The organism is Hymenobacter glaciei (genome assembly GCF_039539585.1).
Lineage (GTDB): Bacteria > Bacteroidota > Bacteroidia > Cytophagales > Hymenobacteraceae > Hymenobacter > Hymenobacter glaciei.
In genome coordinates this window covers 1-21,453 of the sequence record NZ_BAABDK010000035.1, presented here as the reverse complement: position 1 = coordinate 21,453, position 21,453 = coordinate 1, and the positions used below count along the sequence as shown (strand labels likewise).

General features: G+C 64.1%; 22 protein-coding genes. 4 read left to right on the top strand and 18 right to left on the bottom strand.

Annotated elements, in window-relative coordinates:
* Nucleotides 1-416 precede the first annotated feature (416 nt).
* Nucleotides 417-3,704, top strand: coding sequence for a PAS domain-containing protein (locus tag ABD837_RS23440; RefSeq protein WP_345059461.1), 3,288 nt, complete (start codon nucleotides 417-419; stop codon nucleotides 3,702-3,704).
* 76 nt (nucleotides 3,705-3,780) lie between these two features.
* A complete protein-coding gene (locus ABD837_RS23435) occupies nucleotides 3,781-4,194 on the top strand; it encodes a response regulator (RefSeq protein ID WP_345059460.1) in 414 nt (137 codons plus the stop codon).
* 338 nt (nucleotides 4,195-4,532) lie between these two features.
* On the opposite strand, the gene ABD837_RS23430 is transcribed toward ABD837_RS23435, so the two are convergent.
* The 12 genes from ABD837_RS23430 to ABD837_RS23375 form a co-directional block, all read right to left on the bottom strand.
* Nucleotides 4,533-5,345: a ferritin-like domain-containing protein gene (locus ABD837_RS23430; protein WP_345059458.1), complete on the bottom strand. Its 813-nt coding sequence runs from the start codon at nucleotides 5,343-5,345 to the stop codon at nucleotides 4,533-4,535.
* A 15-nt stretch (nucleotides 5,346-5,360) separates the two neighbouring features.
* Nucleotides 5,361-6,038 (bottom strand): ferritin-like domain-containing protein, encoded by a 678-nt coding sequence (locus ABD837_RS23425; RefSeq protein WP_345059456.1) that lies wholly within the window; start codon nucleotides 6,036-6,038, stop codon nucleotides 5,361-5,363.
* 141 nt (nucleotides 6,039-6,179) lie between these two features.
* Nucleotides 6,180-6,770: an RNA polymerase sigma factor gene (locus ABD837_RS23420; protein WP_345059454.1), complete on the bottom strand. Its 591-nt coding sequence runs from the start codon at nucleotides 6,768-6,770 to the stop codon at nucleotides 6,180-6,182.
* Between the two features lie 287 nt (nucleotides 6,771-7,057).
* Complete coding sequence (locus ABD837_RS23415) at nucleotides 7,058-7,453, bottom strand: response regulator (protein WP_345059452.1); 396 nt, start codon at nucleotides 7,451-7,453, stop codon at nucleotides 7,058-7,060.
* An 11-nt stretch (nucleotides 7,454-7,464) separates the two neighbouring features.
* Nucleotides 7,465-8,538 (bottom strand): sensor histidine kinase, encoded by a 1,074-nt coding sequence (locus ABD837_RS23410; RefSeq protein WP_345059450.1) that lies wholly within the window; start codon nucleotides 8,536-8,538, stop codon nucleotides 7,465-7,467.
* 86 nt (nucleotides 8,539-8,624) lie between these two features.
* The gene (locus ABD837_RS23405; RefSeq protein WP_345059448.1) at nucleotides 8,625-8,888 is read right to left on the bottom strand and encodes a hypothetical protein; all 264 of its coding nucleotides are present in this window, start codon (nucleotides 8,886-8,888) and stop codon (nucleotides 8,625-8,627) included.
* A gap of 40 nt (nucleotides 8,889-8,928) precedes the next feature.
* Entirely contained in the window at nucleotides 8,929-9,987 is a 1,059-nt protein-coding gene (locus ABD837_RS23400) for a chemotaxis protein CheB (protein WP_345059446.1), read from the bottom strand.
* A gap of 70 nt (nucleotides 9,988-10,057) precedes the next feature.
* A complete protein-coding gene (locus ABD837_RS23395) occupies nucleotides 10,058-10,360 on the bottom strand; it encodes an STAS domain-containing protein (protein ID WP_345059444.1) in 303 nt (100 codons plus the stop codon).
* Nucleotides 10,361-10,672: 312 nt separating this feature from the next.
* Nucleotides 10,673-11,320: a response regulator gene (locus ABD837_RS23390; RefSeq protein WP_345059442.1), complete on the bottom strand. Its 648-nt coding sequence runs from the start codon at nucleotides 11,318-11,320 to the stop codon at nucleotides 10,673-10,675.
* 2 nt (nucleotides 11,321-11,322) lie between these two features.
* Nucleotides 11,323-14,520 (bottom strand): sensor histidine kinase, encoded by a 3,198-nt coding sequence (locus ABD837_RS23385; RefSeq protein WP_345059440.1) that lies wholly within the window; start codon nucleotides 14,518-14,520, stop codon nucleotides 11,323-11,325.
* 133 nt (nucleotides 14,521-14,653) lie between these two features.
* A complete protein-coding gene (locus ABD837_RS23380; RefSeq protein WP_035565303.1) occupies nucleotides 14,654-14,845 on the bottom strand; it encodes a hypothetical protein in 192 nt (63 codons plus the stop codon).
* A gap of 102 nt (nucleotides 14,846-14,947) precedes the next feature.
* The gene (locus ABD837_RS23375; RefSeq protein ID WP_345059438.1) at nucleotides 14,948-15,148 is read right to left on the bottom strand and encodes a hypothetical protein; all 201 of its coding nucleotides are present in this window, start codon (nucleotides 15,146-15,148) and stop codon (nucleotides 14,948-14,950) included.
* Nucleotides 15,149-15,271: 123 nt separating this feature from the next.
* Here ABD837_RS23375 and ABD837_RS23370 point away from each other — a divergent pair, with 123 nt between their 5' ends.
* Complete coding sequence (locus ABD837_RS23370) at nucleotides 15,272-15,406, top strand: hypothetical protein (RefSeq protein WP_345059436.1); 135 nt, start codon at nucleotides 15,272-15,274, stop codon at nucleotides 15,404-15,406.
* A 92-nt stretch (nucleotides 15,407-15,498) separates the two neighbouring features.
* Here ABD837_RS23370 and ABD837_RS23365 read toward each other — a convergent pair whose 3' ends face one another.
* The 4 genes from ABD837_RS23365 to ABD837_RS23350 form a co-directional block, all read right to left on the bottom strand.
* The gene (locus ABD837_RS23365; protein WP_345059434.1) at nucleotides 15,499-16,722 is read right to left on the bottom strand and encodes a PAS domain-containing sensor histidine kinase; all 1,224 of its coding nucleotides are present in this window, start codon (nucleotides 16,720-16,722) and stop codon (nucleotides 15,499-15,501) included.
* A gap of 379 nt (nucleotides 16,723-17,101) precedes the next feature.
* Nucleotides 17,102-17,521, bottom strand: a complete 420-nt coding sequence (locus ABD837_RS23360; RefSeq protein WP_345059431.1) for a response regulator — start codon at nucleotides 17,519-17,521, stop codon at nucleotides 17,102-17,104.
* A gap of 11 nt (nucleotides 17,522-17,532) precedes the next feature.
* Nucleotides 17,533-17,937: a response regulator gene (locus ABD837_RS23355; protein WP_345059429.1), complete on the bottom strand. Its 405-nt coding sequence runs from the start codon at nucleotides 17,935-17,937 to the stop codon at nucleotides 17,533-17,535.
* Between the two features lie 4 nt (nucleotides 17,938-17,941).
* Nucleotides 17,942-19,021 (bottom strand): ATP-binding protein, encoded by a 1,080-nt coding sequence (locus ABD837_RS23350; protein ID WP_345059427.1) that lies wholly within the window; start codon nucleotides 19,019-19,021, stop codon nucleotides 17,942-17,944.
* A 436-nt stretch (nucleotides 19,022-19,457) separates the two neighbouring features.
* On the opposite strand from ABD837_RS23350, the gene ABD837_RS23345 reads away from it, so the two are divergent.
* Entirely contained in the window at nucleotides 19,458-19,880 is a 423-nt protein-coding gene (locus ABD837_RS23345; RefSeq protein ID WP_345059425.1) for a response regulator, read from the top strand.
* 73 nt (nucleotides 19,881-19,953) lie between these two features.
* On the opposite strand, the gene ABD837_RS23340 is transcribed toward ABD837_RS23345, so the two are convergent.
* Together ABD837_RS23340 and ABD837_RS23335 are read right to left on the bottom strand one after the other, a co-directional pair.
* Nucleotides 19,954-20,424 (bottom strand): M15 family metallopeptidase, encoded by a 471-nt coding sequence (locus tag ABD837_RS23340; protein WP_345059423.1) that lies wholly within the window; start codon nucleotides 20,422-20,424, stop codon nucleotides 19,954-19,956.
* A complete protein-coding gene (locus tag ABD837_RS23335) occupies nucleotides 20,408-20,692 on the bottom strand; it encodes a hypothetical protein (protein ID WP_345059421.1) in 285 nt (94 codons plus the stop codon). The genes ABD837_RS23340 and ABD837_RS23335 overlap by 17 nt, the downstream gene beginning before the upstream one ends.
* Between the last annotated feature and the right edge of the window lie 761 nt (nucleotides 20,693-21,453).

Below are 21,453 nucleotides of genomic sequence, written 5' to 3'. Positions count from 1 at the left end.
CCACCCTACCCCGCAAAGTGGCCAGTCCTTAAACCGCAGCTAGTCGCCGGAAACCCCTCCGGGACGAGCGCACCCGTGCATCGGCCGCCTTCATCCGCCGCGCAACAGCCGGACGCAGCAGCACCCCCGACCACAACACCGTCCCATCGGCCAGCCGAAACGCCACGTCCAGTGCCCGGCCCGGCAGAAAGTTGTGCTTCGATTCCCCACCGGCTTTACGGGTCACTATTCAAGGTCCGCGAAGCCAACGTCCGCGCCACCACCACCTGTATCACGTCAGTTGCAGGGTTGTCAGAACGGCAAGTCGGCCTCCAAACCAGTCGCGAGACTGGTTTCCCCGTATTCGGGCCGAGGGGGTGCATTTGACCGGTGCCCGGCGCGGTTTTAAGCCTCGTTCTCCATTCTGCCTTTTGCTTATGTCCGAAGCCTTACCCGCGCAGTTTCCGCCTGCTGAGCTGCTGCCCGCCCTGCTCGATGCCTCGCTCACCGGGGTCGTGCTGTTCGTGCCCGTTTACGGCCCGGCCGGTGAGCTGGTGGACTTCAGCTTTGCCTATTTAAACCCCGCCGCGCAGCGCATTTTGGGCCTGCCCCCCCAGCCCGCCGTCAGCTATCTGCAGCAGTTTCCGCACAGCACCGACCCCGCAAACGGGGCCTTTGTTTTCCAGCGCGACGCCTACCTGTCGGGCCAGGCCGCGCAGTTCGAGCTCAACTACCAGAACGACGGGTACGACAACTACTTCCGGGCCACGGCCCGCCGCGTGGGCGAGGGCCTGCTCGTGTGCGTCACCGACACCGCCGACCAGCCCCGCACCGCCGTGGAAGTGGCCCTGCGCCAGAGCCAGGCCCGCGAGCGGGCCGCCCACGCCGAGGCCGAGGCCCAGCGCCAGCGCCTGCTCAACGTCTTCGCCCAGGCCCCTGTGCTCATGACCCGCCTCAGCGGCCCCGACTACGTGGTGGAGCTGGCCAACGAGGGGTACCGGCAGCTGTTTGGCGCCCGGCACCTGACCGGCCGGCCCTACCGCGAGGCCGCGCCCGAGCTGGTGGAGCAGGGCTTTTTCGAGCTGCTCGATGCCGTGTACCGCACCGGCGAAACCTACACGGCCACCGAGGCCCCGGTGTACCTGCGCCCGGCCGGACCCGGCCCGCTCGTGCTCCGCTACTTCGACTTTATTTACCAGGCCACCCGCGATGCCGCTGGCTGCATCGACGGGGTGCTGGTGGTGGGCCACGAAGTCACCGAGCCGGTGCTAGCCCGGCAGCTGCTGGAGGAGCAGGCCCGCCAGCTGGCCCAGCTCAACCAGGAGCTGGAAGCCCGCGTGTTCGAGCGCACCCAGGCCCTGCGCCATGCCCGGGCCGAAACTGAGGCCACGGCCCAAAAGCTGCTGCGCGTGACCGAAAGCCAGCCCGGCATCAGTTTCACCGTGGACCAGAGCGGGCAGGTGCTCTACATCAGCCCCCAGTGGTACGCCTACACGGGTATGGAGCCCGGGGCGGACGTTACCGAGGCCTGGCCGCAGCTCATCCACCCCGACGACCTGCCCCTGGTAGCCGAGCAGTACGGCGCGGCCCTGGCCGGCGGCGGCCCCTGGAGCTACGAGTTTCGCTTACGCGGGGCCGATGGGCAGTACCGGTGGTTTGCCAACCAGGGCGTGCCCGAGCCGTTGGCCGAGGCCGAAGCCGCCGGCCGGCCCCGCCAGTGGTTCGGCTCCAACCTCGACATCGACGATTTGAAGCGGGCCCAGCAGCAGATTGAAGAAAAAGACCAGCTGCTGACCAGCATCCTCTCCTCGCTGCCGGCCAGCGTGGTCACCTTCGAGGGCGAAGACCTGCGCTTCGGCTTCTTCAACGAGTCCTATCAGCGCCAGGGGCAGGGCCGGGTCGTGCTGGGCCGGCCGGCGGGGGAGGTCTTTCCCGAAGCCGAACAGCAGGGTTTTCTGGCCTTGCTGCGCCGGGTGCTGCACACCGGCGAGCCCTACCAGGGGCAGGAGGTGCCCGCCTACATCCGCGACCCACACACTGGGCAGCAGCAGGACATGTACGTGGACCGGGCCTATCTGCCCTTGCGCCACGGCCAGCAGTCGCCCCACGCCGTGCTCGGCTTCACCGTTGACGTGACGGACCGCGTGCTGGCCCGCCGGCAGGCCGAAACCGCCCAGGGGCAGGCCCTGGCCGCCGCCGAGCAGGCCGTGGCTCAGCGCGAAGCGTTTTACCAGGTGTTTGAGCAAACCCCCGCCTGCATTGCCCTGCTACGCGAGCCCAGCCACCGCTTCGAATATGTCAACCCCGCTTACCAGCAGCTCTTTCCCGGCCGCCAGCTGGTGGGCCGTACCGTAGCCGAGGCCCTGCCCGAAGTCGTGGAGCATGGTTTTCTGGCCCTGCTCGACGGGGTGTTTCAGACCGGTGAAACGTATTTCGGGCAGCAGATGCTCCTGCCCGTGACCCGGGCCGACGGCCAGCCGCCCCAGGACGTCTACTTCGATTTCACCTACCAGGCCCTGCGCGAAGCCGGGCACATCGTGGGCATCTCCATCTTTGCCACCGACGTCACCGAGCGGGTGTTGGCCCGCCGCCAGCGCGAGGCCCAGCAGGTGCAGCTGGCCGAGCTGTTCGAGCAGGCCCCGGTGGCCATCACCGTGCTGCGGGGGCCGCAGTACGTTATCGAGGTGGCCAACCCGCTCGTGGCCCAGCTCTGGGGCCGCACCCCCGAGCAGGTGCGGGGCAAGGCCCTCTACGACGCCCTGCCCGAAGTACGCGACCAGGGTTTCAAGGAACTGCTCGACCAGGTGGTGGCCAGCGGCGAGGCCTTCGTGGCCCAGGAGGTGCCGGCCCAGCTGCCCCGCGCCGGGCAGCTCGAAACGGTGTACCTCAACTTCGTGTACCAGCCCCTGCGCGACGCCCAGGGCCGCATCGACAGCGTAGCCGCCGTGGCCACCGACGTCACCGCCCAGGTGCTGGCCCGCCAGCAGCTTGCCCAGGCCAATGAGCAGCTCACGGCCGCTAATAGCCAGCTCACCCGCACCAACACCGACCTCGACAACTTCGTCTACACCGCCTCCCACGACCTCAAGCAGCCCATTGCCAACATCGAAGGGCTGCTCACCGCCCTGCGCGAAGAGCTGGTCTTGCCCCCCGCGCAAGCCGCCATCAACCCGCTGCTCGACCGGATGCAGGGCGCGGTGGAGCGCTTCAAGCGCACCATTGCCCAGCTCACCGACATCGCCAAGCTGCAAGCCGCCCACGCCCCCCAGCCCCCCACCGAGGTTGACCTGGCCGCCCTGGTGGCCGACGTGTGCCAGGACCTGCGCCCGGAGTTCCAGGCCACCGGCGCGGCGCTGACCGTGGACGTGACCGAGTGCCCCACGCTAGCCTTCGCCGAAAAAAACCTGCGCAGCGTGGTGTTCAACCTGCTCAGCAACGCCCTCAAGTACCGCCACCCCGACCGCGTGCCCCAGCTCCGGCTGCGCTGCCATACTGCCGAGGCCTTTACTGTGCTCGAATTGCAGGACAACGGCCTCGGCCTCGACCCCACCCAGCAAAAAAAGCTGTTCGGCCTCTTCCAACGCCTGCACGTGCACGTCGAGGGCTCCGGCATCGGCCTCTACATGGTCAAAAAGATGGTCGAGAATGCCGGCGGCCGCATCGAAGTAGACAGCCAGCCCGGTATCGGCTCTACTTTCCGGCTGTATTTCCCCCTTTTTCGTTAAGCCCCGCAGTTGGCACCAGGTAGGAACGTAGTTTCTGGTTTCTGCCGGTTTTTGCTCATTGCTAACTGCCCCCTACATGTTGCCCGCCATCCTGCTCGTCGACGACGACGCCACCACCAATTTCCTCAACCAGCGTCTGTTGCGGAACCTCCAGGTAACCCCCGAGGTGCGCGTGGCCGGCAACGGCGCCGAAGCCCTCGCGCTGCTGCAGGCTTGCTGCCAGGAGGCCCCCGAAACCTTCCCGGCCCTCATTCTACTCGACCTGAACATGCCCGTGATGAACGGCTTCGAATTCCTCGAAGCCTACCAGCAGCTGCCCGCTGCCCCGCGCCAGCACACGGTCATCGTCATGCTCACCACCTCCACCCTCGATGCCGACCAGGCCAGGGCCCAACAGCTGCCCATCGCCGGCTACCTCACCAAGCCGCTCACCCGCGAGAACATGGCCACCGTGCTGCGGGTCCATTTTACCCTGCCGCCGCATCTTTAACCCCCCTGGCTCGCCACCCCGGAATTATTCGGGTTCTCCACCTACGGGATAGTGGCCACGAAAACCCCACCCCAAACCAATCCACCCCAAACCAAAACGAGCGGACCATCTGGCCCGCTCGTTTCGTTTGCCCCGCAATGCCGCTAACGCCGCCGAGGCCTCTCCAGTAGCGCCGGGCCGCTTGCGCGAACCCGGACTTTTTTTCTTCCGCCGCCGGCCGGCTCAGGCGCTGTCCGGCCGCAGCAGCGGCAACGACTCCGAGCGCGCCAGTACCGCCAGCGCCTGCATAGTCGCCTGCCGCGTTCAGCGGGTTGAGCCTTTCCTGAACGGCCTCCGGTTTAAGCCATAAAGGGCTTGACAATGGCCAGCACCTCGTCTTTGTGCAGGGGCTCGTCGAAGCTGGCGGTGGCCGCGTTGCCAACGTCGTAGCCCCCAATGCCTTCGAGGTTGATAAGCACCTGGCGGTGGTCGGACTCCCGCTTATAGATGGGCTCCAGCGGAGTTCCTTTCGTGTTGTCATCGCCGATAATCCACGGTTTCACCTTGGCATAGCCGTTCACCATGCGGATAAACCGAATGTGGGCGGCGTGGCGGGCTTCCACGGAGTGAATTTGCAGGGCCGCGGTGAGGATGTCGTTCGAGGATTTCAGCTCGCTGGCCTGCCCTTTGTAGGCGCCCACGCCGGTGTCTTCAAACGCCTGGGCCACCCCCAAAAACTGCTTGTAGTCCTTGAACACGTCCGGATACAAGCCTTTGGCCGTAAAATCGTATTTGCCTTCGGCTACGGCGGTGCCGCCGGCCGACGCAATGGCTTGCTGCAAAAACTTCACGTGGGCAATTTCGTGGTCGCGGATAACGTTGATTTTATCCTTGGCCGGCGTCAGCCCCGCGGTGCCCAAAGCGGTTTGGTAAAACCGGCTTTCGAGGTGCTCCAGGGTCAGGGCGAAGTTGAGCACGCCCAGCACATCGCCGGATACCTTCTGGCCGTAGGCCTTATTGAACAGGCCGCCCAACGCCACGGGCACGGCGGCAGCGGCCAAGCGGGTAGTGCCCCGCAGGAAGTTTTTGATGACCCCGCGGCGCGCGTCCACCCGGTCATAAATTTCGGGGTCCACCCGCTCGATTTCGTCGAAAATAGTTGAAAGGTTCATAAGGAACGGGGGTATTTAGTGGGTGGGTAAATCGGCAACCGATATTTTGGTGACGAAGTATTTGTCGGCCAGCGCCATTACCTGCGCGGGGGTGCGCGCGCCGTCCAGGCCGTTGGCATCTATCACGTCGCTGTCGGCAAAGCTGCCAAAGTTGAGCAGGTTGCGGATGGTGGCGGCGTGGCGGGCCTCCACCGACACAATCTTGCCGGCGTGGTTCAGAAACGGCGACAGGGCCAGCAGCTGGCCCGCCCCGTTGTAGGCCGATACCCCGAGGTCCTCAAAGGTGCGGGCCGTCGTCAGCACGCTTTTGCGGTCGGTGAAATTGATGGAGGAAAAGTCAAACTGCAGCCGGGGTACTTTTTTCAAGACCAATACATCGCTGAACCATTCGCGGTGCGCGATTTCGTCGTTGCGGATGTCGGTGAGCAGGTCTTTTTCCAGCGCGCTTGCCCCGCCGTAAAAGCCGGCCACTACTTTTTCATAAAAAGCGCCTTCCAACTGCTCCAAAGCATAGGCGTAGTTAAGCACGGCCAAATCGTGTTCGCCGATATCGAGGCGACCCGAGGGCGTTTCTTTCTGGATATGGCAACCCGCCGAGGCCAGGGCCACCCCCGCCAAGCCAAGCCCCGTGAACTTCAGGAAGGAGCGGCGCGGGGCAGATTGGAGGAGCGGCGGGCCGGGATTAAATTCCAAGGGTGGTGAGGTGGTTGGTGCGGGACTAGGCATTTCGTTTTTAGGTTAAAAATGAAGTGTGGTGGGCAATACGGCGGTTGAAAAGAAATAACCGGAGATTCAGTTTGGTAAGGGGATTGTTGCTAAAGAGCCGGGCCAGGCTTAGGCCCGCAGATGCGGCCTTACCGGGCGGCCATCGTGGGCCAGCGCGGACAGCACCTGAAGGGCCGCCCGCGCCCGCGTTTTCACCGTAGACAGCGGAATGCCGAGCTCTTCGGCGGCTTCGACCTGCGTGCAGCCGCCGAAGTACAGCAGGTCGATGACTTCGCGTTGCCGGGGCTTGAGCTGCCCGGCGAGCTCCCGCACCCCAATGTGTTCGGGCTGGAAGGAGGCCGGCGCGGGCACCCACTCCGCGCCGGCCCCTTCCAGCGACCGGTTTTGACGGTGGAACCGGTAGCGGGGGCTGCGCAGCACATCCACGGCGTGGTTGGAGCACACCCGCGCCAGCCACGTGAAGAGCCGGCCCCGCTCGGCATCGTAGCTGGCAAAGCTGAGCCAGACTTTGAGCCAGGCTTCCTGCAGCACGTCCTGCGCCAGGGCCTCGTCGCGCACCAGGCGCAACACCACCGCCAACAGGCTTTTGGCGTACCGCGCGTGCAACAGGCGCAGGGCCTGCTCGTCGCGCGCCAGCAGGCGCTCAATAAGCAGGGCTTCGTCAGGAGTCGCCTCACGCGGCGCGGGCACTGGATTCATAGAGTGTGTAATAGCAAGTTGGATTCAGATACGAGGGAGACGTTAAATGGTCTATCCGAAGAATAAAAAGAACGTCATGCTTCGGCAAGCGGACACCAGATGAAGCATGACATTCTTTTTTGTCAATTCGGGTAGGCACTAGGAGCCTATCCAAATAGGCTTGGAAAAGACCGGTCATGCTGAACGCAGTGAAGCATCTCTACTGCGTAACTAACTCAATCAAAAGGTTTACTGATGCGATAGAGATGCTTCACTGCGTTCAGCATGACGGCCTATTTGGATAGGCGCTAAGCGGCGGGCAGCACATGGTCGCGGATTTGTTGAATTTTATGCTGGTCGAGCGGCTTGAGCAGGACCCCCGCGACCAACGGGTACGCCGCGGCGCGGGCCTCATCGGCAGGATTTATGGAGGAAGTAAGCACGTACACGATGCACTGGCCTTGCAGCTGCACTTCGTGTGGTTTGAGCAGGTCCAAAAAGTCCCACCCGCTAATCAAAGGCATGTTCAGGTCCAGCAAAATGACCTGCGGCACCAGGCCGGCCGGTAGCTGCCGCAGCAAAAAGGCCAGGGCTTCGGTCGGGGACTGGAACGAGGCGGCCGTGTCCGACAAGCCCTCGCGCGCGAGGACTCGTTCCGTCAAAAACGTGGTAATCGGGTCGTCGTCAATCAGGAGCGTATGCATGGGGCGCGGGCTCAGCGGAGCGTGATGGTAAATTGGGTGCCCTTGCCCACCGCACTGCTCACCTCAATGTGCCCGCCCATGCTCTCGACGTGGGTTTTGGTGAGGTACAGGCCCACGCCGCGGCCGGGGTGCTGCGGGTGAAACCGCTTGTAAAGCTTGAACACGTCGGCACCGGCGTGCGCCAGGTCAATGCCCATGCCGTTATCGGCCACGACGATTACCTGGCCGTGCCCCACTCCCTCGGTCGCCGTCAGCTCCACCAGCAGCGGCCGGTGGGCGTCGCGGTACTTGATGGCGTTGGACAGGAGATTGAACACGATGCTGTAGAGATAGGCCCGGTTGCCGCGTACCTGAAAGCCGGCGGGCAGGTTGGTGCGCAGGGTGCCGCCGCAGTTGTGCAGCACGTCTTGCAGGCTTTGCCGCACTTGCTCCATGATGTCGGCCAAGGGTACCTGCTCGGCCTCAGCCAGCCCCTGCTTGTCGCGGATGGCCAGGATGGTGTTGATGTCCACCAGCACTTGGTCGAGCTGGTGCAGGCTGGTTTTCAGGTAACCTTGGGCGTGCTTGAATTCCAGGGTGTCCGCGCGCTCCAGGACCAGCAGGTCCACCAGCCCGAGGGCATTGGCCAAGGGCGCGCGCAGGTTGTGCGACACGATGTAGGTAAACTGCTGCAAGTCTTTGTTCTGCGCGAATATCTCCTGCTGCTGCTGGTTTTTTTCGGTGATGTCCCGCGCCACCATGTGCACCCCCACCACCCGGTCGTCCTCTTGCACCGGCACCTTCACCACGTCCCAGTGCCGGGGTGCGGAGTTCCCCTGTGCGGCGTACACTTCGAAGCGGACGATTTTGCCGGTGAAGGCTTCCGCCAGTTTCTCCCGGAACAGGCCCCGGACGTCCGCGGGCAGAAACTCGTCGTACAGATGGTTCACCACCTGCTCTTTCGGCTTTCCCACCAAGGTGAGAAAGGCCGGGTTGGCATCCAGGATGATGGACGCTTCATTCTGATAGAGAATGAGTTCGGGCGTATTCTCAAACAACGAGCGAAACCGGGCATCGGTATCCGCGACGGGCGCAAGGGTCATCATGGGCTTGGTAGATTAAAAGCGCGTCAACTTCCGCAGCGGAGCGCCCGGCAAGCGGGCAGTCCCACCAGGCTTCGTCGGTAGCCACCTCACGCGGCGCGGGTGCTCAACTCTCTGGCGGGGGCAGCCGTAGGTCTGCTGCGTAGCGCAGCGTTTTCGGCAGGGCCGGTAAAACCACGGGCCAGGCGCGGCGCGACGAGCGGCTGCGTCGGGAGCGGGTGGCGAGGAACCGCCGTTTCGTCCGCCGCGTGGGCTTGCCACCGGGCCACGTCGGCGGGCGTGTAGGTGGTCCACACCCCTTCCCGTAGGCAGCCCAGGCACGAGCAGAATAACAACACGACTAGCAGCACCATCGGACAGTGGAAAGAAGGATACGATTATGGAGCAGCCGGCCTAGGCCAGCTTCTTGCGTTCAAACTGCAGGTCGCCGCTGAGCGACTCGTGCTTCAGGATGGATTCGTGGATGACGCGGGCCTGCTGACCGGTTACGTCGGCTTTGCGGAAAAACAGCTCGGCTACTGCCGTTTGCAGCGTTTCCGTGTAGTGCATGCCGATGTTGTGGAGCAGCATCTTGGTTTCTTCCAGCCCGCGCATCGATTGGTAGAGCATGCTCTCGACCGATTCCGTGACTTCGCTGAGCAAGGCGCTGACGGTGTAGGCGTGGCCCGTGTGGCAGCGGTAGCGAATTAGCTTGCCTTCAATGAGTTGGGTTAGTGCCCCGTGACAGTCGGGGCAGGTAAAAGGCGTGAGCTTGCCTTTGTCGATGATGCCCAGCTCGAAGCCCCCGCCCTGCTTGGCGATGGTGAGCTCAACTTTGAGCAGGTCGAGCTCGGCGGCGGGCAGGCGGGTTTTGGCGCGCGCGGGCTCCTGGGTGAGGCGCACCAGCAGCGTGGCCATTTGGGCCAGCGGCACCACATGGTCGGCCGCCACAAATTCCAGGGCGTTGGTGGGCATCGACGGTTGCGCGGCGTCGTGGGGTTCCTGCACCACGGCCACCCCGCCCATGCGCTGCACGCTCCACAGGCCGGAAGTGCCGTCGTCGAGGTAGCCGGTGAGCACCACGCCGGTTACCCGGGGGCCGTAAGTGTACGCGGCTGAGCGGAACAGCGCGTCAATCGACGGCCGGAAGCGGTTTTCCTTCGGGCCCCGCGTCACCAGCACCCGGTCGCCTTCGAGCAGCAAGTGGTGGTCGGGCCGGGCCACGTAGATGACGCCCGCCTCGACCGCTTCCCCGTCCTGCGGGTGCCGGGCCTCCAGGGCCGACACCGAGCTGAGCAGCTGCGGCAGAATGCTCGGCGAATCGGCCGGCACGTGCATCACCACAAAAATGGGGGCCGGAAAGTCGGCTGGCAGCGCTTTTACCAGTTCCATCAGGGCCTCCACCCCGCCGGTGGAAGCACCGATGACGATGATGTCCCGGTAAGGCTTTTGGGTCTTTTTGGGCGTTTTCATAGGTTTTTTTTAGGGTAAAGTCACACGGCCTGGCTCCAGGCCGGCGGGCGGGTTAGGTTCGCAGCTGCACTTACCCGTTTAGGTAGAACACGGCCTCCAGCTCCAGCTGCTGCAAGTAGCGGCGCAGCCCCGGGTGCACGTTGCACAGCCGCAGGCACGTGCCCCGCTGGCGCATTTGCAGCAGTATCGCCACAAAGCGCCCCACCCCCAGCGGGTGCGGAATCAGCAGGCCACCACAGTCGACCCGCAGGTGCGCCGGCGGCGCGACCACCAGACAAGCCAGCTGCTTCGCCGTTATGTTGGCCAGGTTTACGGGCATTAGCGCCGGAGCGGCGGCTGTTCCGGCAAGCAATTCAGGAAAGTGAATGGACATAAGCACCAGGGGAAAGCGCCGGGTGAACCACCAAAATGGCGGGCCACGGCCGGAACACGGCGTGAAAAACCAGAGGGCATACTTGCGGTCGTGCTAGCCTGATGATACAGGCTTGTCTAGCACTGATACAAAGGAACAGGCCCTCAATCCAGCTGGCTACAGCATATATACCCCATTCGCACAAGGTGAATACCCATTTGTGTCCCCGTATAAATACGGTGATGCCATCCGGTTGCCCGAAACCCAATGGGGCTGCCGAGGCGGCTACCTTACTTGTTCCTTCCCTGATACCACGCCCGAGGCACGCGCCCCTTAGGGCTGGAGCAGGCCCCGCTCCATGGCGTACTTCACCAGCGCCGGGGTATTTTTCACCCCGGTTTTTTCCAGCAGGTTCTGGCGGTGCGATTCGACCGTCCGCTTGCTGGTGAAGAGCTGGTCGGCGATTTCCTGGTTCGTGAGCCCGGTGGCCACCAGCTGGAGGATTTCCCGCTCCCGGTGCGTGAGGGCTACGCCAGGGTCCGGGGCCGGGTTGCGGGGCTCCTGGAGCAGTATTTTTTCCAACAATCCCAGGCCGATTTCCGAGCACAGGAACCGCTTGCCCGCCGCCACGCCCTGCAGCGCCGCCACCACTTCGTACTTATCGGCGTTTTTGAGCACGTAGCCGTGCGCCCCCGCCGCCAGGGCTTCGCCGATGGTGCGCTCGTGGGTCATCATCGAAAGCAGCAGGATGCGCAGGTCCGGGTATTCGGCCCGCAGGCGGTGGGTGGTGGCCAGCCCGTCGAGCACGGGCATGTTCAGGTCCAGCAGCACCACGTCGGCGGCCACGGTGGGCAGCTGGTCGAGCAGCTCCTGCCCGTTGCCGGCTTCGCCCACCACGGCAAACAGCGGGTCGGCCGAGAGCAGGGTACGCAGCCCGTCGCGGATGAGGGAATGGTCGTCAACGATAAAAACGCGAATCATGGCTAGGAGAATAAGGGCAGGGGAATGCGCAGGCGGATGTGGGTGCCGAAGGCGGGGGAGGAGTCCACGGCCACGGTGCCGCCGAGCAGGGCTACGGCGTTGCGCACGGTGCGCAGGCCCAGGCCTTCGGCCACGGTCTGCGGGTCGAACCCGTGGCCGTTGTCTTCGGCCCGCAGGCTGACGCCGCCGGGCAGGGTTTCCAGCTCCAGCAGGGCGTCCGTGGCCCCGGCGTGCCGCACGATGTTGAGGGCCAGCTCCTGGGCCAGCCGAAAGAGGGTGACCTGCACGGGCTGCGGCAGCGCGGGCTCCTCGCCCAGGGTGTGGCACTGGATGCGCAGCTGCGGCGTCGATAAATCGCGGCACACGTCGCGCACGGCGGCCGCGAGGCCAAAGTCAATGAGCGAGGTGGGCACCAGCTCGTGGGCCAGCGTGCGGTTCTGGCGCATGGCCTCGGCCAGCAGGCTGGCGGTTTGCTGGTGCAGGGCGGCCAGGGCAGGCAGCGCGTGCAGGGCGGGCGTGTCGAGCTGGTCGAGGCGCAGCTTGGTGGCGTAGAGCACCTGGCCCAGGCCGTTGTGCAGCACTTCGCCCAGGCGCTGCCGCTCGTTTTCCCGGGCCTGCAGAATGGCCAGCAGCAGCTCCTTGTGGTGGTCCAGCTTCAGGGCCAGGTTCTCAGCCTCCAGGCGCTGCACGTCGCTCACGTCCAGGCACACGCCCAGCACCCGCACCGCCTCGCCGGGCACGTCGGGCACGGGCACGGCCTTGAAGCGCACGGTCTTCACCGCGTCGCCCACCCGCAGGCGCAGGGACGCGTCGAAGCGGCTGCTGCCGGCGGCGAGGGTGCGCAGCAGGCGGGCGGCGGCGGGCCGGTCGTCGTCCACCACGGCGTCGAGAAAGACCTGGAGCTCGACGGGGCTGCCCACGGGCCGGCCGAAGAGGTGGTACAGGCCGTCGGACCAGGTCAGCTCCTGGTTGCCCAGGTCGTAGTCCCAGCTGCCCATCGCGGCCACCGTTTCCGACTGCTGCAGCAGGGCGAAGCTCTTGCTCTGGGCCTGCTCCAGCAGCTTGCGGTCCGTGATGTCTTCCACGGTGTACAGTAGTCCGTCGCCGAGCTTCACCCCCACCAGCCGAAACCAGTTGTTGTAGCCTTCGTGGGTGTAATACTCCTCAAAATCGGCGCGCCGGCCGGTTTCGACCACCGCCACCAGCTGCCCGAAAATCGGCGTGCGCCGGATGCCGGGGTTCAGCTCGGCGAAGCGCTGGCCGATGACGGGCTGGCCGGGGTAATAGGCCTGGGCAACCGGATTCACCAAAACGCATTCAAAATCCAGGATGCCGCCCTCGGCGTCGCGCACGGCCCGCAGCAGCACGACGGCGGTGGAGACGGCGTCGACCACGGATTGCAGATGGGCCTGGCTTTCGCCCAGGGCCTGGGTGCGCTCGGCTACCTGCCGCTCCAGCCCGGCAGTGAAGGCCAGCAGCCGCGCTTCCACTTCCTTGCGGGCGCTCACATCGGTGGCCACGGCAGCAATGGCCGTGATGGTGCCCTGGGCATCGCGCAGCGGGTGGTACACGCAGTCGAGGTACACCGTGGTCGGCTCGCCGTGGTGCAGCAACTGGCCGGGCATTTCGTGGGCCAGGTGGGGCGTGCCGGTGGCCCGCACGCCGTCCAGCAGCTCCCGAAAGCCCTGGTCGCAGATTTCGGGCAGCGCCTCGAACAGGGGCCGCCCCAACACCTCGGCCGCCGGCCGCCCCCAGATGGCTTCCAGCTTCGGGTTGCACACCTCCACCACGTAGTCGGGGCCGGCAAACACGCCCATCGCCACGGGGACCTGCTCGAACAGCTCCTGCTGCCGCTGCCGCTGGGTTTCGCGCTCCTGGCGGGCCAGCACCTGCTCGGCCACGTCGTAGGCAAACACGGAGATGCCGGCGGGCTGGCCGTTCTCCTCGAAGCGCTGGTAGGTGAAATTAAAGTAGTGGGTTTTGGGCGGCTGGCCGTTGGGCTGCTCCAGCAATAAGGGCACCTCCGTGCCGAAGTGCGTTGTGCCCGTGTGGTACACCCCATCCAATAGGTCCACAAGGCCCTGGCTGGCCGTTTCCGGTTCCACTTCCCCCATCGGGCGGCCGCGCAGCTCCCGGTTGGGAAACAGCCGCTGGAAAGCGGCGTTGTAGAATTCGATGCGGTGCTCCGGGCCGCGCAGCAAGGCAACCGCAGCCGTGGTTTGCTCGAATACCTGGTAGAAGGTGGCCCGCTCCTGCGCCCGCAGCAGCTGCTCGCGCACGGCCAGCAGCTCGGCTTGCAGCGCCCCGGTGCGGGCGGCCTGCGCGCGGGCCTCGCTTTCGCGCAGGTTTTGCTCGGCCCGGCGGCGCGCCGACACGTCGCTGAACAGCAACGCCAAGTGGCCGGGCTGCGCCTCCGGCACGGCTTCCACCGCAAACCACCGGTCCAGCTCGGCCACGTATTCTTCAAACTGGCGGAGTTCCCCGCTGGCCACCGCGTCGTCGTAGATGGCCATGATGTGGGGCTCGATGCCAGGCACCAGCTCCCGAATCGTTCGGCCAACCACGTCGGCCAGGCCGGATTGGCGCTCAAACGCCGGGTTCACGACCAGGTACCGGTAGTCGGTGGGCTCGGCCGGGGCCGTCGCCACTTGTTCCAGCAGGCAAAAGCCCTGCTCCATGTTAGTGAACAGGGAGCGGTAGCGGCCTTCGGACTGGCGCAGGGCTTCGGCGGCTTCGTGGTTAGCCGTCACGTCGAGCAGTACGCTGCTGATGCGGGCCGGCTTCTTCCGGTGCCATTCCACCACGCGCCCCACCTCGGAAATCCAGCGCACGGCCCCGTCGCCGGCCCGCACGATGCGGTAATCGGCCCGGAATTCGCCCTGCGCTTCCAGCTGCCGGCGGATGCCGGCCCAGGCCGGGCGGTCGTCGGGGTGCGTCAGGGCCATGGCCTGGGCCACCGTAATTATTTCCTGGGCGGGCTCCAGCCCCAGCATCAGGAACCGCTCGTCGTTGCCCCGCATGATATCCGTCTGGTAGTCCCAGTGGCAAATGCCCAGGTGGGCCAGCCCCACGGCCTGCCGCAGGCTCGCGTCCGATTCGCGCCGGGCTTCCGCGTCGGTGCTACTGCCGGCGGCATGGCCATCGGACGAAGGAGCGGAGGAGCCCAGGGGCTGAGAACCAGGAGAGTTAGGTTTGCGCATGCACGTCGGTGGGCAACAGTGAGCCGCTAATTGCCTACTAGAAAGGCTTACGCAAGAGTTTCCGTTTCAGGTTAGCGGTGAAAGCACCAGGGGGAAGAGCGGTATCAGCTGTTAACCCCGGGCTTTTGCGCCGTTAGGCGGCGTTGAGCGCCTGGTGTACGTCCACCCACGTCAATTCGCCGGCTACGTAGCGGGCGTACAGCTGTCGGGCGGACGGCGTGGCCTTGGTTTTCAAGTAGGGCAGGGCGGCCTGCAGCTGCTCCAACACCCGCGCACGTTGCGCCGGGGTTTGGGCAGTGGGGCCAAAGCGGGCGTCGTATGCCATAAAAGGACCAAAAGGGAGCGCAAGGGTACGCTCTCACAAAGGTCTGGCCGGGAACGTTGCCATGCGCTGCGGCCAATACCAGAATGTAGTTGCGGATTATACCTAGATTTTGCGCAAGGCAAGAATAGAATAAGCCCGGCGCGAAGTGGTTTGCGTCGGCAAAGACGCCAGGCGTAGCGTCTCGTCGCTGAACGGCCGGTTGAACAACTCGCGGCAGAACCGTTGAACGATGTCGTTCAACCAAACGCTGGCACCCACGCCGCCCTGGACAGCGCCGTTGACCGCTGCTAAGTAGGTGTGCAAAAGTAAAGGAGTAAAAGCACGTCATGCAGAGCGCAGCGAAGCATCTCGCGTGTGGCAGTAAATCAATCGTTTAACGATGCGAGCGAGATGCTTCGCTGCGCTCTGCATGACGGTTACTTTTGCGTGACTAATTACCGCCCCCAGCCCCTCACCTCCGAGCCGGCCCGCCTCGAATTCCTCTTCGGCCACTACCCGCAGCTCAGTGCCCCCGTGCGCGGCGTGGCTCCCAAAGCCAGGGCCAGACCCCGCCCGCTGTAGTGGCCACCCCGCTCGCTGCCTGGGCTGGAGCCGCGGCATCAGCGCGCCCGGGCCACGGTGCTCCGGGTTAAACGAGGCCGGGGTCCGGGGCCTTATTCCAGGTCAATGAAAAAGGTCGTGCCCTCGTTTTCCTTGCTCTCAAGCCAGATTTTACCCTGGTGCATTTCCACAATCTGCTTGGTAATGAACAAGCCCAGGCCCGTGGTGGTGTCGCCGTACAGGCCCGGCCGCGCGGCCGAGGTGAACTTGTCGAACACGTGGGGCTGCAGTGCTTCCGGAATGCCCAGCCCGGTGTCGTGCACCACGAGGCGGATGCGGCCTTTGAGCTGGCGCAGCCCCACGCGAATCTTCCCGCCGGCGGGCGTAAAGTTGAGGGCGTTGGAGAGCAGGTTGTCGAGGATGCGGCCGAACTTGTCGGCGTGGATGTCGGCGTGAATGGGGGTTTTGGGCAGCTCCAGGCGCAGGTGGATGCCTTTATCCTGTGCCGAGAGGCGGAACAGGGCCATGCGCTTATCCAGAAAGGCCCCCAGGTTGGTGCGGTGTTTTTTCGAGCGGGTGGCCTCCAGCTGGCCCAGAAACAGCACGTCGCGCAGCAGCGCGTCGGCTTGGCCGCACGCTTGCTCCACCATGCCCAGCAGCTCCTCCACGTCCTGCCGGGCCATGTCCGAGTCGATGCTGAGCACTCCGGCGTGGCCCCGTAGCATGGTCATTATCATGCGGATGTTGGCGATGGGCGCTTTGAGGTCGTGGGCGGCCAGCTGCAGGATGGTTTCCTGCGTGTCGTAGAGGTGCTGGTTGGCCAGCTCCAGCTGCTTGCGCCCGGTGATGTCTTCCAGCGTGGTATAGCCCAGCTCCCCGTCCTCGGCCTCGTCGTCGGGAAAGAGCACCGACGTGACCCGGCACCAGAACGAGGACTTGTCCTGACGCACCAGGCAGGTTTCCAGCACGAAGCTCGGCTTTTTGTGGTCCCAGAGCTGCTCCTGCAGCTGCTCCCAGTCCTTCACAAAGTCGGGGTGGGCAAAGTCGATGATTTTGCGTCCCACCACCTTCTTCACGCTTTTCAGGCCCAGCATGGTGGCCAGCGCCTGGTTGGCCTGGCGGATGCACAGGTCCGGGTCAATGATTTTCTGGCCCATCGGCGAGTTCTCGAACACGGTCCGGAATCGGTCCTGGCTGCGCTGGTACCGCTCATCCACCACTTTTTGCTCGTCGGCGACTACTTTCTGCTCCCGCAGGTGGGTATTCTTTTTCTGCAGGGACTTAACCTGCTTCTTTTCGGGGGCGGCCGAAGCCGGGGTGGACGAGGGGGAAGCCATAAAATGATGGGAATAACGAAGGGAAAGTGCCGGCCCGCGCCGCCAGGGGAGGGGTTAAGGCGGCGTGCGACTCAAGGTATACGCCAAAAGCCGCGCCCTCGTCCATGCGGCGGGTGGAGAGGCGGCACCTTGCCCATCGCCGGCTACCTTACCATACCCCTCACCCGCGACAAAATCACCCAACTTCTTCCAGCACACTTCGGCCACTCCCCCCCGGCCAGCTCCTTTGGCAGCAACCACCACTTCCTTCCCAGACAGCCTGAGCGGGCCATGTAAGGGCGCTCGTGCTGTCTTCGCTCCCTCAGCGGCCCAGGAAAAAAGCTTTCCCCTGGCTCCGGCTGTTTATGAGCTCTGCTCAAAATTCGGAGAAACTAGCACGTTAAGGAATTGGCACCGCGAAGTAATTGTGTAACAAGTGATTGATGGCTTCTGCTGTCAGGGGCTTGGTCAGCACTGCCGTGACGGGCAGGTGCTGGTCCTCCACCAGGTTGGGGTCGAGGGGCAACGCGGTGAGCAGGACCACGACGAACGACTGCGGCAAGGCCGGGTGCAGCCGGGTAAAGGCGCGCAGGAACTCAAAGCCGTTGCGCAGCGGCAGGTTGAAGTCCAGCAAAATCAAGGTGGGGCATTCGGCCGTCTCGGGGTGCGCGCAGCGGGCGTTAAGCACGGCCAGTGCGTCTTCGGCCGTGCTGGCCACCAGCACTTCCTGGCTCACCTGCATGCGCTGCAACAGGCGCTGGTTGTAGTAATTCGTGGCCGCGTCATCGTCCACGAGCAGTACGGTAGGGTGTTGCAGCATGGGTGAAGCGGTTAGGAAGGCATCGTTTTCTGTAGCCGGGCTTGCATCGCCTGAATCTCTGCCCCGTCCAGCGGTTTGTGCAGTAAGCCCGCCACAAGAGGGTACTCCCGGGAGCGGGCCGCGTCGGCGGGAGCCAGCGAGGAGGTCAGGATGTAGAACACGCACCGGCCCAACAGGTGCGCTTCCAGAGGTTTGAGGGCGTCCAACACGTCCCAACCACTGAGCAGGGGCATGTTCAGGTCCAGCAGCACGACGTGGGGCAGTGCGTCGATGGGACCCTGCTGCTGAAAAAAGGCCACCGCTTCCACCGGGGAGACGAAGGAGGTAATCACGTCGGTGGGCTGCCCTTCGCGGTGCAGGAGCCGGGTGGTCAAAAAGATGCCCGTTGGGTCGTCGTCGATGATGAGGGTATCCATCTGATTAAGGTATCACGATGGTAAAGCGGGTGCCCTCGTCTACCCGGCTGTGGACCGAAATGTTCCCGCCCATGCTCTCGACGTGGGTTTTGGTCAGGTACAGGCCCATCCCACGGCCGGGGCGGTGGGGGTGGAACCGCTTGTAGAGCTTGAACACGTCGTCGCCCGCCCGCTCCCGGTCAAAGCCGGAACCATTGTCGGCGACTGTAATTTGCGTAGGCTGCCCTTCCCCGCCCGTCGCCGTCACGCTCACTTCCAGGGGCCGCTCCTCGGCGCGGTAGTTGATTGCGTTGGAGAGCAGGTTGAAAAAGATGCTGTAGAGGTAAGCCCGGTTGGCGTGCAGGGTTAGGTCGGCGGGAATGTCAACCCGCACGGTACCGCCGCCCTGCTCCATCACCTCCTGCAGGTTGTGCACCGCCTGCTGCACCACTTTAGCCAGCGGCACCTCCTTGGCTTCGGCCAGGTTTTTCTGGTCCCGAATGGTGAGGATGGTGTTCATGTCGCGCAGCACCTGGTCGAGCTGGCGCAGGCTGGTATGCAGATGAGTGCGCGTTTCTTCAAAGTGCGGGGAGCCGGGCTCTTCCGTGCCCAACAGGTCGGCCAGGCCCAGGGCACTGGCCAGCGGGGCGCGCAGGTTGTGCGACACGATGTAGGTAAACTGTTGCAGGTCCAGGTTTTGGGTCACTAGGTCCTCCTGCGCCAGCGTCTTTTCGGTGACATCGCGGGCAACCATGTGGACCCCAATCACGACGCCTTTTTTCCGGAGCGGTATTTTTACCACGTCCCAGTGCCGGGGCTCGGACTTGCCCTGGGAGGCGAACATATCGAAGCGCACGGTTTTGCCGGTGAAGGCTTCTTTCAGCTTCTCCGTGAACAGGGGCTGCACCTTCGGGGGCAGATATTCGTTGTAGGAGCGGTTCACCACCCGGTCCTTGGGTTCGCCCACCAGGTCGAGAAAGGCCGGGTTGGCGTCCAGAATGATGGCCTTTTCGTTCTGATAGAGCAGCAGGTCGGTGGTGTCGTCGAACAGGGACCGGAACCGGACCTCACTCGTGGCGATGGGCGGGGTGACTTTCTTGGACATGACGGAACAGGTTTTAGAGCGGGCCGCAAGGGCCAACCGCTGCCCTTCAAAAGAACATACGGGCCAGCAGCGATTGGGGGCGAAATAGCCCTGTTTTTCAAGGGCCTATTCCATGGAAATGCTAACCTGAATGCTAGCCAAAAGAGGAACGAAAACCGCCATTTTTCCCAGCGCGGGATTGTAATTCTCCCAAGTGCGATTACGCTAATTTACTTAACGTGCTATACTTTCCGTTTTTTTGATAGGGCCCCTCATTGCCAAGCAACTTGTCGAACTACCCGGCAGCGCCATCGGGCGCGAAGGCCGCGAACAGGAAGGTGCCGCCTTTTTCATTGAGCTGGCTTGGCAAGGCACCCCGGCACTACTTTTGTACGGCGGCGGTTTACCAGCAACAGGCCCCGTTCAAGCCCGGCTTTCCCGCTGCCTTGCTCTTTTTATGATAAAACTTTCCAGCGTGCTGCTCGTCGACGACGACCAGCTCACCAACGACCTCAACAAACGCCTGCTGCAAGGGCTTGGCGTGGCCGACCAATACCTCTCGGCCAATGACGGCGTGGAAGCCTTCGCGGCCTTGGAGCAGCTCGCTTTGGACGCCAACCCCACCAGCCCGGTCCTCGTGCTGCTCGACGTGAAGATGCCCCGTATGGACGGCATGGCCTTTGTCGACGCCTACCAGCAGCTGCCCGAAAACCAACAACAAGCCGTGGTCATCGTCATGCACACCGCCTTCATGAACTCGGACGACCTCGGCCGCGTCGAGTCCCTGCCCATCGCCGGCCTGGCCAGCAAGCCGCTCACCAAGGAAAAGCTCGACACCATCCTCAAGCTCCACTTCCAGCGCCGCTTTCCGGTCGCGTAGTGGCGCGCCGAACCATCTGCAATGCTAAAACCAAAACGAGCGGACCACCCGGCCCGCTCGTTTCATTTCCATCCTACACCTCAAAATGCGGCCGGTCCTTAAACCCCGGCCAGTCCCCACCCCAATGCACCCGCGCATCGGCCGCCTTCATCAGCCGCGCAAACTTGCTCAGCAGCAGCCCCGACCACGACACCTCCCCGTCGGCCAGCAGAAACGCCACATCCAAAGCCGGCGCGGGCAGCCGGTTGTGCTTCGATTCCCCGCCCCGCTTGTATGTTACCACCGGCCCCGGCTTACTTCGGCCTCGCTCATACAGCTCGTCCTGCCGCTCCGGCGAGCGGTAGCATTCCGTAATAAAAGGCCGCCCCAGCAGCCGCAGCACCGGGTCGCCCGCCCACCGGGCCAGCGCGTGCGCATACGCCGCCCCGAGGCTCGGCACCGCCTGCCCCAGCCGCGCCGCCTCTATCCGCTGCTGCACCCCGCTCAGCTGCGGTGCAAGCCGCGCCAATTGCTTCGCCACCGGCGCGTTACTCCGCCTGAGCATCGGACGCAGGCAGGGTAGGAGTCGGAACAGGTACCGAAGCTGCCGGCACCTTCACCACCGATTCGGGCCTTTGCAGCGCCTTCCGTACCGTCGCCCAGATGGTCACGATGGCCACCAGCGCCTGAATAATCAGGTGACCGTAATTTTCAATCGTCGTCGGGTCCGGCGGCACCAGGCCCTGACTGGCTACCTGACCGAGCACGGCCGTTGTAAAAATGTGGGCCAGGTGCCCGGTTTTGGTGCTGCTGAATAACATGAGGCGGTCCATGAGTAGCGTACTAATTTGGGTAAATTCAGCCTAAAGATAATTGCTTTATTACACATTTATACGCTAACTGTGCTTCCTCAGTTGCCCGTGATTTATAATTTGATAATTGCACTTTATTTGGGCACTCCCTTCGGGCCAGGCTATCCAGGGCTCCGTCTCTGCTTGATGCGCAGAATGCTTCGGTGCTGCGCACAGTTCCCGCTGGTCACTCCCTTCCTATCCTTAGCGCACTACCCCCGATGCCACCGCTTTCATCCGGCGTAGCCCGCCGCTCCTAGCGTCTCGTCAGGCAGCACCGGCCCGATACCGCCGTTCCAGGCCCTGATGCCAGCCCACCCACCCGCGCCGGCCACTGCTCCGCTCAGGGTGCCACGCCGCGCTACGGCCGCTCAGGCGCTGCGTTCCTCCGCGCCATCGCGCCCTACGCTTGCAGGCACCCTTCGCTGCGCATCGTCCCGCGCTAAGCCCCCCGCATCAGCAGTAGCCAGGATGCTTCAGCAATACCCCAATGCCAGCCCACCGCACCGCCGCCATGCCGCGCCGGGCCAGGAAAAGGCCCCACGCCGCCCGTCAGCCCCTCCAAATTTGGTTGCAGGCCGCAGGCCGAAAAAGCCTGCCACCTGCCAGTAAAGTTTGCGTTCAGGCCACGCAGGCAGAAGCAAGGCCCGCTTCGCGGAGGGTTTCATTGGGGAGAGCCCCCCAGGGTAAACGCATTAAAATGGGGTTATCTTACAGTGGTCCCGGAGGGTCTGTTCTGCGGG

Bases quoted from the DNA above. Each gene is read 5' to 3' on its own strand.
- ABD837_RS23355 (WP_345059429.1), bottom strand. From the start codon at position 17,937: ATGGATACCCTCATCATCGACGACGACCCAACGGGCATCTTTTTGACC.
- ABD837_RS23390 (WP_345059442.1), bottom strand. From the start codon at position 11,320: ATGATTCGCGTTTTTATCGTTGACGACCATTCCCTCATCCGCGACGGG.
- ABD837_RS23405 (WP_345059448.1), bottom strand. From the start codon at position 8,888: ATGGTGCTGCTAGTCGTGTTGTTATTCTGCTCGTGCCTGGGCTGCCTA.
- ABD837_RS23395 (WP_345059444.1), bottom strand. From the start codon at position 10,360: ATGTCCATTCACTTTCCTGAATTGCTTGCCGGAACAGCCGCCGCTCCG.
- ABD837_RS23350 (WP_345059427.1), bottom strand. From the start codon at position 19,021: ATGTCCAAGAAAGTCACCCCGCCCATCGCCACGAGTGAGGTCCGGTTC.
- ABD837_RS23360 (WP_345059431.1), bottom strand. From the start codon at position 17,521: ATGCTGCAACACCCTACCGTACTGCTCGTGGACGATGACGCGGCCACG.
- ABD837_RS23385 (WP_345059440.1), bottom strand. From the start codon at position 14,520: ATGCGCAAACCTAACTCTCCTGGTTCTCAGCCCCTGGGCTCCTCCGCT.
- ABD837_RS23335 (WP_345059421.1), bottom strand. From the start codon at position 20,692: ATGGACCGCCTCATGTTATTCAGCAGCACCAAAACCGGGCACCTGGCC.
- ABD837_RS23380 (WP_035565303.1), bottom strand. From the start codon at position 14,845: ATGGCATACGACGCCCGCTTTGGCCCCACTGCCCAAACCCCGGCGCAA.
- ABD837_RS23340 (WP_345059423.1), bottom strand. From the start codon at position 20,424: ATGCTCAGGCGGAGTAACGCGCCGGTGGCGAAGCAATTGGCGCGGCTT.
- ABD837_RS23410 (WP_345059450.1), bottom strand. From the start codon at position 8,538: ATGATGACCCTTGCGCCCGTCGCGGATACCGATGCCCGGTTTCGCTCG.
- ABD837_RS23435 (WP_345059460.1), top strand. From the start codon at position 3,781: ATGTTGCCCGCCATCCTGCTCGTCGACGACGACGCCACCACCAATTTC.
- ABD837_RS23430 (WP_345059458.1), bottom strand. From the start codon at position 5,345: ATGAACCTTTCAACTATTTTCGACGAAATCGAGCGGGTGGACCCCGAA.
- ABD837_RS23365 (WP_345059434.1), bottom strand. From the start codon at position 16,722: ATGGCTTCCCCCTCGTCCACCCCGGCTTCGGCCGCCCCCGAAAAGAAG.
- ABD837_RS23440 (WP_345059461.1), top strand. From the start codon at position 417: ATGTCCGAAGCCTTACCCGCGCAGTTTCCGCCTGCTGAGCTGCTGCCC.
- ABD837_RS23415 (WP_345059452.1), bottom strand. From the start codon at position 7,453: ATGCATACGCTCCTGATTGACGACGACCCGATTACCACGTTTTTGACG.
- ABD837_RS23400 (WP_345059446.1), bottom strand. From the start codon at position 9,987: ATGAAAACGCCCAAAAAGACCCAAAAGCCTTACCGGGACATCATCGTC.
- ABD837_RS23345 (WP_345059425.1), top strand. From the start codon at position 19,458: ATGATAAAACTTTCCAGCGTGCTGCTCGTCGACGACGACCAGCTCACC.
- ABD837_RS23420 (WP_345059454.1), bottom strand. From the start codon at position 6,770: ATGAATCCAGTGCCCGCGCCGCGTGAGGCGACTCCTGACGAAGCCCTG.